The sequence below is a fragment of the Winogradskyella sp. R77965 genome (assembly GCF_044594915.1).
Lineage (GTDB): Bacteria > Bacteroidota > Bacteroidia > Flavobacteriales > Flavobacteriaceae > Winogradskyella.
Genome location: NZ_CP138990.1, coordinates 1472740 through 1485816 on the forward strand (window position 1 = coordinate 1472740; position 13077 = coordinate 1485816).

A 13077-nucleotide genomic window follows, 5' to 3' on the forward strand; every position below is an offset into this window, starting at 1 on the left:
ATTCAAATAAAAAAAGCAGCTTAAAGCTGCTTTTTTTATGTCATAATATTTCAATTAAGATTTTGGAATATTCTCCAAAATCTCTAAAACATATTTCCAATATTTTTGAGCGGAAGAAATCTGAGCTCGTTCATCTGGTGAATGTGCTCCTTTTATATTCGGTCCAAAACTAATCATATCCATAGTAGGATAATTCTGTCCAAGTATTCCACATTCTAAACCAGCATGGCATGCGGCTACATGAGGTTTTCCTCCATTATTTAAACGTTCGTAGATAGGTACCATTACCTTTAATATATCCGAATCCATATTTGGTGCCCAACCTGGATAATCACCAGACAATTCAACATCACAACCTGCAAGTTCAAATGTTGCTCTTAAATTATTGGCTAAATCCATTTTAGAAGATTCTACCGAAGACCGTGTTAAGCATCCTATTTTAATATGACCATCTTTAACAATAACTCGTGCAATATTATTAGAAGTCTCTACCAAATCAGAGATATCTGGGCTCATGCGATAAACACCATTGTGAGCTGCATATATGGCATTAACGAGTTGCAATTGCGCAGCAAATGGCATAACTTTAGTTTGAAAATCTATTTCTGAGAACTCAATTTGCAAGTCTGGTTCCATGGTTTTTAATTCTTGCTTAATGGTTGTTGACAATGCTGTTAATACACTAATTAGTATATCTTCTTTATCATCATCTAAAACCACTACAGCGACACTTTCTCTTGGTATGGCATTACGTAAACTTCCACCATTAATTTCAGAAATGCTTATATCTTCTACAACAGCGTATAGTAAGCGGTTCATAATTTTATTGGCATTACCCAAACCTTCATGAATTTGCATACCAGAGTGACCTCCTTGCAAGCCTTTCACTTCTATCTTATATGTTTTTCTCCCCTCGCTTGACAAGTTTTGTTCATCATAAGAACCTGTAGCAGTTACATCGACTCCACCTGCACAACCGACTCCAATTTCATCATCTTCTTCCGTATCTAAGTTTAGAAGAATTTCACCTTTAAGTAATCCACCCTTTAAGCCCATGGCACCTGTCATACCTGTTTCTTCATCAATAGTGAATAAAGCTTCAAGTGCAGGATGCGCAATTGTATCACTTTCTAAAACGGCCATAATCGTTGCGACACCAAGACCATTATCAGCTCCAAGTGTTGTTCCTTTTGCTTTTACCCAATCTCCTTCAATATACATGTCTATACCTTGAGTATCAAAATCGAAAACCGTATCATTATTCTTTTGGTGTACCATATCTAAATGCGATTGCATGACAATAGGTTTACGATCTTCCATACCCTTTGTTGCTGGCTTACGAATAATTACATTGCCAACGGTATCTTCTATGGTCTCTAAACCTAAGTTTTTACCAAAATCTTTCATGAACTGAATAATGCGTTCTTCCTTTTTAGAAGGTCTAGGTACAGCATTTAAATCTGCAAATTTATTCCACAATTGTTTTGGCTCTAAGGCTCTTATTTCTGAACTCATAAATATTTTGATTTATTAAAAGCAAAGGTAAGTAATACAAAAAAATCATTCTATTTTATACAACATGTTTTAATAAAACATTAATTATCATAAATTCGCATATCTTTTTTAAAAGAAACAAATCAAAACTAATTTTATCTAAAATTTAAAGAAAAATGAAATTACGAATAGGAATAGTAATTATAGCAATCTCAGCGTTATCATGTGATAATAAAAGTAGAACAAATTCTAATGTGACCTTAACTAATAATATAGATTCTGTTAGTTATTCTATTGGTGCTAGTCAGGCAAAAGGTTTATTAAATCAAGTCCCTGATTTAAATATTGATGCCTTTATAAATGGTTATTTAGATGTGGCAGATTCAACCGAGTTAAAAATTCCTGAGTCAAATCACCAAATGATTCTTCAGGCCTTTGGACAAAAACTTCAACAAGAGCAAAGATTAAAACAAGAAAAAGCGTTAGAAACACAATTTGCTGACGTTAAAAAAGCTAGTGTAGATTTTTTAGAAGCTAACAAATCAAAACCTGGAGTAAAAACTACAGCTAGTGGATTACAATATATCGTAGTAAAAGAAGGTACAGGAAAACAACCAAAGGGACCTACATCTAAAGTTACTGTTGCATATAAAGGAACCACAATCGATGGTACTGAGTTTGACAGTTCGGAATCTTATACAACAGCATTAAATGCAGTCGTTGGAGGTTGGACAGAAGGTATTCAACTAATGAAAGAAGGTGCTAAGTATAAGTTTTTTATACCTCAAGAACTAGCATATAAAGCTAATCCAAGACCTGGTGGTGCGATTAAACCATTTATGGCATTAATTTTTGATGTAGAATTAATTAAAGTCAATTAATTTTTCAGAAAACAATTTAAAAAGCTTGAGTTATAAACTAACTCAGGCTTTTTTTATGGAAATTATCTATTTTTGAAATATGCTGAAAAACAAAAAACTAATCTTAGTTATTTTTCTTGGAATTCAGATTCTATTAATTTCAATATTAAAGAATTACCCTGAGTTTGTTGAACAGTTTTATAGTAATGGTATCTATACTTTCTTATCTAAATTAATGCGATATGTTTTTGGATGGTTACCGTTTTCTGTTGGTGATGTTTTTTACACTTTAGCGGGTATCTATGTATTGAGATGGCTCATTAAAAATCGAAAACGCGTTGTTAAAGACACTCTAAATTGGCTATTAGATATTGGTGCTACATTATCAATTGCCTATTTCGCTTTTCATATCCTTTGGGCTTTTAATTATTATAGGCAACCGCTTTACGAATCTTTAAATATTGAAGCAGAATATACAACTGAGCAATTGATTACTTTCACAGAAAAATTGATAATAAAATCTAACGTCATACATAGCAAACTTTCTAAGAATGATACTTTGAAAGTTGAATTACCATATACAAAATCTGAAATTTTTGATAAAGTAAGAGATGGTTACAAAACACTTTCTGTAGAATATCCGCATTTGTACTATAAGCCTAAAAGCATAAAAAAATCTATTTACAGTGTACCTCTCACCTATATGGGGTTTTCAGGGTATTTAAATCCGTTCACCAATGAAGCTCAAGTTGATGGTTTAATACCTACGTACAAATTCCCAACTACGTCATGTCATGAAGTTGCACACCAATTGGGTTATGCTGCAGAAAATGAAGCTAATTTTATTGGAAGTTTAGCCGCTATAAGTAATGACGATATTTACTTTAAATATTCTGGATATACCTTTGCGCTTCGCCATTGTTTAGCAGAATTATATCAGAGAGACTCGGAAGTTTATTATAAGACATTAGAGACTGTAAATAAAGGGATCATTAAAAACTATTTAGAAGTACAAGAATTTTGGACTGCCTACAAAAACCCTCTAGAGCCTATTTTCAAAAAAACCTTTGATAATTTTCTCAAAGTAAATAATCAATCTGATGGAATGAAAAGTTATAATTATGTGGTGGCACTTTATGTGAATTATTATGAGGATAAAGAATTATAGCCTTAAAACGTTAAAACATTCAAATTAAATTCTTCTTAAATCTTTAATTCCTATCTTTAAAGGGTTAATTAACCAATCCAATTTTATGATAAAATTACATTTACGGCTGCTCATATTTATGTGCAGTTTTTCGTTATTTGCACAAGATTACTTCCCGAGCAATTCTGGAGTTATAGCAAATAATTCTAACTACACAGCATTTACAAATGCTACGATACATGTATCACCAACAGAAGTTATAGAAAACGCGACACTTCTTATTAAAGAAGGCAAGGTTGTGAGTGTTGGTAAATCCGTGACTATCCCGAAAAACACAACATCTGTAGATCTTTCAGGAAAGACAATTTATCCATCATTCATTGACATGTATACTACATTTGGTATCACTAAACCCAAACGTGGTGGAAATGGCCCAAGTTATGGAGCTAGTAGAAGCGGCTTTTACTGGAATGACCATGTGATGCCAGAACAAGATGTTATGGCTAGTTTTAAATACGATACCAAATCAGCATCCGAAATGCATAAACTTGGTTTTGGTGTTGTGAATACCCACATGCCAGATGGTATAGTTCGTGGAACAGGAGCTTTGATTGCACTAAATAATGATGCAGATAATTCTATGCGCGTTGTTGATGGTGAGTCTTCTCAACATATATCATTTAGTAAAAGTGTAACATCGCGTCAAAGATATCCTTCTTCTATTATGGGAAGTATGGCGTTATTACGCCAGATGTATAATGACGCAAAATGGTATGCTGGTGGAAATATCGACACTAAAGATTTATCATTAGAAGCATTAAACGCTAATAAAAATTTACCTCAAATATTTGAAGCTGGTAGTAGAGCGAATCTCATGCGAGCAGATAAAGTGGGTGACGCATTTAACATCCAATATACTATTCTTGGTGGTGGAGACGAATATGAACGTCTCAATGATGTCAAAGCAACTAATGCTAGTATAATCTTACCTATAGATTTTCAACTTGCCTACGATGTTGATGATCCTTTTTTAGCATCGACTTTATCTCTAAGTGATATGCGTTCATGGAATCAAGAGCCGCACAATCCAAGATTATTAGCTGAAAACGGAATTAATTTCGCATTAACGACGCATGGTTTAAAATCTAAAAAATCATTTAAGTCTAATCTGATGAAAGCTATTGAAAGTGGGCTTTCAAAACAAAAGGCTTTAGAAGCTTTAACTACTATTCCTGCTGGTTTACTAGGAAAGTCTGATGTGTTAGGTACATTAAAATCAGGAAGCTATGCCAATTTTTTAATTACATCAGGAGATATTTTTGAAAAGAAAACCAAACTCTTTGAAAATTGGGTTCAAGGTACACCTCATGTTATTGCTAATATGAATACTAAGGATATTGATGGTGATTACACATTTAAATTAGCTAGAGATGATTATAAACTTTCAATTTCTGAAAGTACAAGCAAAGCAAAAGCTAAGTTAGAACGCGGAGACAAAAGCCTAGGTACAAAAATGAGCTATAAGGCGGATTGGATTAATCTAACCGTTAAAACTGCTGATACAACTAAAAAAGAATATGTTAGAATTGTAGCCAATACATCGAACAGTAATAGTTTGAGTGGTAAAGCAACCATGCCTAACGGAACAGATCTTCCTTTTTATGCTAGTAAAGTTCAAAAAGAAGATGAAGAAAAGACTGGTGATAAAAAGAAAGCTGATAAAATGTCTGATAAGCCTTTTATGAGTCCTGTTACATATCCTAATCTAGCATATGGTTTTACTGAAAAGCCAAAATCTGAAACTTTACTTTTCAAAAATGCTACAGTTTGGACTAATGAAAAAGACGGTATTTTAGAAAATACAGACGTTCTTATTAAAGACGGAAAAATCTCGAAAATAGGAAAAGATTTATCAGATAGAAATGCAAAAGTAATTGATGCAACCGGAAAGCATGTTACCGCAGGTATTATAGACGAACATTCTCATATTGCTGCTGCGTCAATTAACGAAGGAGGTCAAAACTCTTCAGCAGAAGTTACTATTGAAGACGTATTAGATGATGAAGATATTGGCGTATATCGTAATTTGGCTGGTGGTGTGACATCAATTCAGATTTTACATGGTTCTGCCAACCCAATTGGTGGGCGTTCTGCGATTATAAAATTAAAATGGGGAGAATCGGCTGATGATTTAGTGTATAATAATTCGCCTAAGTTTATCAAGTTTGCTTTAGGTGAAAATGTAAAACAATCGCGTTCTAACAGAAATGAACGTTTCCCGCAATCGCGTATGGGAGTTGAGCAAGTGTATATGGACTATTTTAGTAGAGCTAAAGCTTATGACCAATTAAAGAAAACCGGAAAGCCTTATCGTAAAGATGCTGAACTAGAAGTTTTAGCTGAAATATTGAATAAAGAGCGTTTCATTTCTTGTCATTCCTATGTACAAAGTGAAATTAACATGCTAATGAAAGTTGCTGAAAAATTCGACTTCAACATTAATACGTTTACTCACATTCTTGAAGGTTATAAAGTCGCCGACAAGATGAAGGAACATGGAGTTGGCGGATCAACCTTCAGTGATTGGTGGGCTTATAAGTATGAAGTTAATGATGCTATTCCTTATAACGCTGCAATTATGCACAATGCTGGAGTTGTTGTAGCTATTAATAGTGATGATGCTGAGATGTCGCGTCGTTTAAATCAAGAAGCTGCAAAATCCGTTAAGTACGGAGGTGTAAGTGAAGAAGACGCCTGGAAGTTTGTGACTTTAAATCCTGCAAAACTATTGCACTTAGATAAGCGTGTTGGTAGTTTAAAAGTTGGTAAAGATGCAGATGTTGTGTTATGGACAGATCACCCATTATCTATTTATGCTAAAGCAGAAAAAACAATTATTGAAGGGGTAACTTATTTTGATTTAGCTAGAGATAAGCAAATGCGAGCAGCTATTAAGAAAGAAAAAAGTGAGCTTATCAATTTGATGCTTCAAGACAAAAACAAAGGTTTAAAAACACAACCTGTAAAGAAAAAAGAAAAAGAATTGTTGCATTGCGACTCAATGGATAATGAACACGTAGCACACAACTAAAACTATTTAAAATGAAAAAAATTAATAATATAAATATCGTATTGTTTTTGTTGTGTGTATCACTAGGATTTGCTCAACAAACACCAGCACCAAAGCAAACTGAAGATTTTGCTATTGTAGGTGCTACGGCTCACATTGGTAATGGCTCTGTTATAGAAAACAGTGTTATCGTTGTAAGTAATGGAAAGATAACAGCTGTTGGACCTGCCACTACTCCACTTACAAATCAAGTTATTATTGACGCCAAAGGTAAGCACGTATATCCTGGTTTCATCGTTTCTAACGGTACATTAGGCTTAGTAGAAGTCGATGCTGTAAAAGCATCAAATGACCTATCTGAAATGGGAACTTACAATCCTCACATTAGAAGTATCATTGCTTATAATGCGGAATCTAAAGTCGTTGAATCCATGCGACCTAATGGTGTGTTACTTGGACAGGTTGTACCAAGAGGTGGGCGTATCACAGGAACATCTTCTATTGTACAATATGACGCATGGAATTGGGAAGATGCTTCTATAAAAACAGATGATGGTATACATATGAATTGGCCAAGTAGTTTTAGTCGTGGTCGTTGGTGGTTAGGGGAAGATCCTGGTTTAAAACCAAACAAAGATTATGCGAAGGAAGTAAAAGAATTGTCTGATTACCTTACCGAAGCAAAAAGTTATAACAATGGTGATAAAGGTGAAACCCATTTACCTTATGAAGCATTATCAGGATTATTTGATGCCTCTAAACGTTTATACATTGATGTTGATGATGAAAAAGGAATTACTGATGCTGTAAACTTTGCTAAAGGCCAAGGAATATCAAATATTACTATTGTTGGTGCATACCAAGCTGGGAATCTTACAAATTTCTTAAAACAAAACAATGTGTCTGTATTTTTAAGACGTGTACACTCAAGACCAGAGATGGAGGATGATGATTATGATTTGCCATATAAATTAGCTAAGACCTTAGTTGATGCTGGTGTATTGGTATCGTTAGAACCAAGCGGACAAATGGAGCGTATGAATTCTCGTAACCTTCCGTTTTATGCAGGTACTACTGTAGCTCATGGCTTAACGAAAGAACAAGCTTTACAGTTAATCACAGAAGAATCCTGCTAAGATTATGGGTATTGATGATATGTACGGAACTCTTGAAGTTGGTAAAAGTGCTACGCTTTTTATTAGTGAAGGTGATGCTTTAGATATGCGAACCAATCAAGTAACACATGCATTTATTGATGGTAGAAATCTAAGTTTAGAAACACATCAAACTAAACTTTGGAAACGGTATTCTGAGAAACTTAGTAAAGAAGATTAAATAATAACATTACCTCATAGCAAAAAAGCGAGCCCATTGAGCTCGCTTTTTTTTTGTCATTCAGAGTGAAACGAAGAATCTCTCTAATTTATTATTAAGATTGCCACGTCTTGCGTCCTCGCAATGACACAACAATTAAAATTATTCTATAACCATTGCACCTTCAGCTACTGAAAACATACTAGCATCCGCTGCTTTTTCAGAAAGCACTATGTTGGTAAACTCAACAGTATTTCTTTTTTCAGTTGGTACATTGTTTTCATATTTATACCAATCTATACTTTTAGGAACCGCTAAACCATTAATCGTTTGCCAGTTATTGTATCGTATAAATTTAAACTCTTTGCTTTTTCCGTCTTTACCATAAGTAACCGTATAACCTAACCATTGCATTTGCCCAGATTCAGCGTCATAATAAATGATATATTGATCGTCTGGAGATGATCCTATTCCAGATTCATAAGAAATTAAAATTCCAGGATAGGTTTTACCTTCAAACACCAAAGGCTCTGCATCTTCGTATATAATCCCATCATCTCCAACGATAAATGGCATCGCATAGAAATACATCATCAAACCACGATAGAAACCAGCCCTACTGCCGTCATTTTCATTGTCACCTTTGTTTTTTATCCAAATAGAACTACCATCGTAACCTTGCATATGTGTCGGAGTGTCAATTAATTCTGCTCTGGTTTTTAAATCTACAGTCGTTACTTCTTTTCCGTTGGGCTTTTCCATGGTAAAAGATAATGTCTGCATTTTGTTCCAATTATCAATACTACCATGGGCATCAAATATTTTGGCCATAGATTCCGGATAAATACTTGTCGTAATATCTTCTGCTTTAACCTCATCTACAATTGGAGATTCTTGTTTCGTTTCATTTTTACACGCAGTAATTAAAAGCGCTAATATTAATAGTTGACTAATTTTTTTCATGATATGGTTTTTGTTCAAGTCTTTGACGAAATTAAATAAAAGTAATTACAAAAAAGCCTCAGAATTATTCTGAGGCTTTTTATGAATAATAATCTGTTATTAGTTTATAATTAATTTCTTAACTAGTGATACTGATTGATTTCTAAGTTTAACAAAGTATACACCAGAATCAAATTTTGAAACATCTAATTCAATAGTAGTTGAGTTCAATATTTTAGAAAGACCAATTTGCTTTCCTTGTATATCGTAGATACTTAAATTTAAATCTTCATATATATTATTACTAAGGGTTAAGATTAGCTTATCCTTAGCAGGATTAGGATACATTGTAAACCCGATACTCTCAAAATCATCTACTGAAAGTGGTTCTACAAAAGTAGTATTGAAGATGTTTGTAATTATTGGAGGATTAAAATCGAAATAAATAGCTGCATTATTTGGTATTACGTCACCAAGAGTATAGCCAGATTTTGGTTTTATTTTAAAATAGACAAAACCATTACTACCTTCTGCATCATCTTGTTCTGCAGGTAAATCTATATCATCAAAAAACCATTCTAAACTATTACCAGTTCGTGTTACCTGATAATCATGACTAGATCGTATCATTTGGAATGTTGCTTCGTCTAATTGAGCATCTAATTCATCTTCTATTCTCACAAATATAGCTTCCGCAGTGCCTACATTTTGAAAACGTATTGTGTAATATAAATACTCATCTGTAGTTATAAAATCGTCATATACTATTTGTGGGCCTTGTGCTTCCATTTTATCATTAGGATCGTAAGAACCTATGACAATTTCAGATAAGGTAGATACATTATTTTCTGCTACAATATCATTTGTTGTTGTGGTGTAGCTGGCCATATTTGTAACAATTACTCCAAGGTCTGTTGTTACTAAGCAATTAAGGTTGACTCCTATGTATCGGGTTTCTCCAGGTTCTAAATTAGAAAATTCTAACGTGAGCTCGTTACCGTTCGTAATAATAGTGTCTGTAACATCAAAAAAGTTGTAACCAATAAGATCCACTAAATCATCTCCAATAAAATTTATAGAACCTGCACTTATGGTCTCTAAGCCTAGATTTTTATAATAAAGATGATTAATATAATTAAAACCAGGTCTTGGCGACGCAGATGGGTTTACTAAATATACAGCTAAATCTTGGCAAGGCTGTTCACTCACTATCGGAAAATCTAGTATGATTGTTTCAGCATTCTGTACAGATACATCATTAAATTCAGACAATGTAAGGTTGTAGCAAATCTCAGGAAAGTCATTAAGGTAATAGTTAATAGCGTAGCTGTCATCTTCGCTTTCACTTACAATAGTTATTTGATTATATGAGGATTGTACTGTTATGACGTTGCCGTCATTATTTTTTTCGTAAGTAAAATAACCATTATTAAAGTAGGATTCTCCCTCATTTAAAACTGAATCAATATTATCATCAATAAATGCACCTATTTTAAGAAAACCTACTGTGTTGGTACAAAATACATCAAAATTCAGTGGAAGATCATCATTAAGACACACATATGTGCCACTAAAGGAAAAGCTTATTGAAGAACCGTCTGACGTAAAAACCATGTTAGATAAATCCCCATTGCCATCATCATTACTAATTGTTGCTATAACCGTTTCACCATCTGATCCATAAATGTTTAATACTGTATCACCAAGACCTTGAATTGAACCACTGTTAAAACGCAACGTGAGCGGAGCATCGTTTTCGTTAGAAAACGTATGAACCTCTGAATTTAGCATAAAACACGTTTCTATGTTTACAGGTTCTTCATCGCAACTAATTTGACAATCTTCAATAACTAAATCTAAAGTTGTATTAACAAAGCAATTTGTTTCGGTATTATTAACTCTAACGTAAAGTATTTGACTGTAAGGTAGCACGTTTCTATAAGGCATGGATGTAATAGCATTAGTCCCCATATCAGCATCCAATTGTGTATCATAATAAAGAACATCATAGATTTCAGGATTTAGCCCATTCAATATTTCTTCGTTTTTGCTTTCTAAGTCGAAATAAGCATATCCATCATCGCCATTTACTTCTATATAACCACATTCTATTAAAGGTGTTGGTTCTATAACCGAAGAAAGCTCGGTATTGATAATTAAATTAAACTCACCAACTTTATAACATCCATTATTTGGATCTTCTACTCTAAAATAAATAGTTTGTTCATTCGCAATGTTATTAATGTAAGTTGTTGATTCTATAACATTAGTATTCATTGCTGCATCTTCAATAGTTTCGTAAAAAGACGTATTGTAATAAGAAGAATCTAATCCATTAAGCAACTCATTTATTTTTTGCGCTAAATTAAACTCCGCAAAACCATCTGCATCATCATCACAGCCAATTAACGGCGACGGATTAATAACATTAGTTGTGTTAGCACTATCATTTTGAACTACAATTAAATCTAATAAAGCACCTGTATAAGAGCATCCATAATCTAAACGTTTTATCCTAATAAATAGCATGTCATTATTCGCTACTGAATTTGTATAATTAATTACGACAGCATTTTCGCCAGTATCTGCATCATCTTGAGTCTCGTGGAAGGTCACTTCTACATTACCATAACCATCAAGTTCTGCAATAGCATTTATTTCGTTAATTGTTCTGTTTAGATCAAAAATTGCAAAACCGTCATCGTCAAAATCACATACTTCTTGCTGAAGGTTGAAACCCACTAATGGTTCCCAACTTGCAATAGCTTCAAATGAACCAACAATAAATACATTTGTCTCTGTATTCTCTTCTCTGTAATAAATGGTTTGCGGATTAGTTAAATTGTTATAATAGCCATCTACTAATTGTATAGCACTGGTATTGTTTTCTGCATCTGCTAATGTTTCAAAATAATCAACTGAACTACATAGATTTCCATCAGTTATTTCGCTATCCTTAATTCTTAATAAAAAACTAGCATCTTCGTTAGGATAAGGTGAACAACTAACTAAGTCTGAGATTTCGTTATCTACTGGATTACCAAAAACGCTTAATAATAGCTCTCTTACTAAAACACTATTATCATCAAAAACACCTCTTACATAAATTATCTGTGGGTTTGAAATATTTTCATATAAATTAAAATTTTCAATAGGGTTAGCTTCGTTAGCAGCATCTACTAGTGATAAATGAAAAGTTTTACTCACTAGACTTTCTCCGAGAGGGCAAAAGATAACATTTAATTCGTCTTGATTATCGAGATTAAAAGTACTTATACCATCGCTATCTACATCATCGCAAACATATAATCCATTGCCTAAACCACATGGTGGAGGTGGCTGTGGTGTGGACTGAGTAAAGGATAATAGATGAAACGACAGAAGTAACATTATAAATTGTAATTTATATCTCATTATGAAGTATTTTTGCCTAACAAAATTACTATAATAGTATGGCTAAATTGATAAATAGCATTAACAATTCGTTAATTAAACTGCTATATCAGTTAAAAGAAAAGTCTAAGCAGCGTAAAAAGACAAATACCTTTCTAATTGAAGGCAAGCGTGAATTATCCCTTGCCATAAAAGGTGGTTACAAAATAGAAACCTTACTATTTTTTCCAGATTTATTCTCTGAGAGTGAAGCTAAATCTATGAGTAGCTACGATATTGAGATTATTGAAATTTCGAAAGAAGTGTTTCAAAAATTAGCGCACAGAGATACTACAGAAGGTGTAATTGCTGTTGTAAAAGTTAAAAATCACAAACTTGACGATTTAAAACTTAAATCCAAAAATCCATTAATTTTAGTTGCTGAAGCACCAGAAAAACCTGGTAATATAGGCGCATTATTGCGTACTGCAGATGCTGCGAATGTAGATGCTGTGATTATTGCTAATCCAAAATCAGATCTATATAATCCTAACATCATTCGCTCTAGTGTTGGGTGTGTTTTTACAACTGAAATTGCAATTGCAAGCTCAGAAGATGCCATTTTGTTCTTACAGAAATACAACTTCAATATTTACGCTGCAATTTTACAAGAATCAGAATCGTATCATACCCAAGATTATACCTTACCAACTGCAATTGTTGTTGGTACAGAGGCAACGGGTTTAAGACAAGAATGGCGGGATGCTGCCACAAAGAACATTAGTATACCAATGCAAGGTGATATCGATTCTATGAATGTTTCTGTTGCTGCAGGAATTCTTATTTTTGAAGCGAAACGACAACGGGATTTTAAATAG

Annotated in this window: 7 protein-coding genes and 1 pseudogene; 5 read left to right on the top strand and 3 right to left on the bottom strand. The window is 33.4% G+C overall.

Features of this window, described 5'->3' with window-relative positions; all coding sequences use genetic code 11:
- Nucleotides 1-54: 54 nt before the first annotated feature.
- Nucleotides 55-1515, bottom strand: coding sequence for an aminoacyl-histidine dipeptidase (locus SJY34_RS06630; RefSeq protein ID WP_400080344.1), 1461 nt, complete (start codon nt 1513-1515; stop codon nt 55-57).
- Nucleotides 1516-1670: 155 nt separating this feature from the next.
- Here SJY34_RS06630 and SJY34_RS06635 point away from each other — a divergent pair, with 155 nt between their 5' ends.
- The 4 genes and pseudogenes from SJY34_RS06635 (at nt 1671) to SJY34_RS06650 (ending at nt 7906) form a co-directional block, all read left to right on the top strand.
- Nucleotides 1671-2375 carry an FKBP-type peptidyl-prolyl cis-trans isomerase N-terminal domain-containing protein gene (locus SJY34_RS06635; RefSeq protein WP_400080347.1) on the top strand — a complete coding sequence of 235 codons (705 nt, stop codon included), beginning with the start codon at nt 1671-1673 and terminating at the stop codon, nt 2373-2375.
- 79 nt (nt 2376-2454) lie between these two features.
- On the top strand, nt 2455-3522 hold the full coding sequence (locus SJY34_RS06640) for a DUF3810 domain-containing protein (RefSeq protein ID WP_400080350.1): 1068 nt from the start codon (nt 2455-2457) through the stop codon (nt 3520-3522).
- 85 nt (nt 3523-3607) lie between these two features.
- The gene (locus SJY34_RS06645) at nt 3608-6592 is read left to right on the top strand and encodes an amidohydrolase family protein (RefSeq protein WP_400080353.1); all 2985 of its coding nucleotides are present in this window, start codon (nt 3608-3610) and stop codon (nt 6590-6592) included.
- Nucleotides 6593-6603: 11 nt separating this feature from the next.
- Nucleotides 6604-7906: pseudogene (locus tag SJY34_RS06650) on the top strand (amidohydrolase family protein).
- Nucleotides 7907-8047: 141 nt separating this feature from the next.
- Here SJY34_RS06650 and SJY34_RS06655 read toward each other — a convergent pair.
- Entirely contained in the window at nt 8048-8848 is an 801-nt protein-coding gene (locus SJY34_RS06655; RefSeq protein ID WP_400080355.1) for a hypothetical protein, read from the bottom strand.
- 99 nt (nt 8849-8947) lie between these two features.
- Nucleotides 8948-12241, bottom strand: coding sequence for a T9SS type A sorting domain-containing protein (locus SJY34_RS06660; RefSeq protein WP_400080358.1), 3294 nt, complete (start codon nt 12239-12241; stop codon nt 8948-8950).
- A 38-nt stretch (nt 12242-12279) separates the two neighbouring features.
- Between SJY34_RS06660 and SJY34_RS06665 the strand changes: the two genes are divergently transcribed.
- Nucleotides 12280-13077 carry a TrmH family RNA methyltransferase gene (locus SJY34_RS06665; RefSeq protein ID WP_400080361.1) on the top strand — a complete coding sequence of 266 codons (798 nt, stop codon included), beginning with the start codon at nt 12280-12282 and terminating at the stop codon, nt 13075-13077.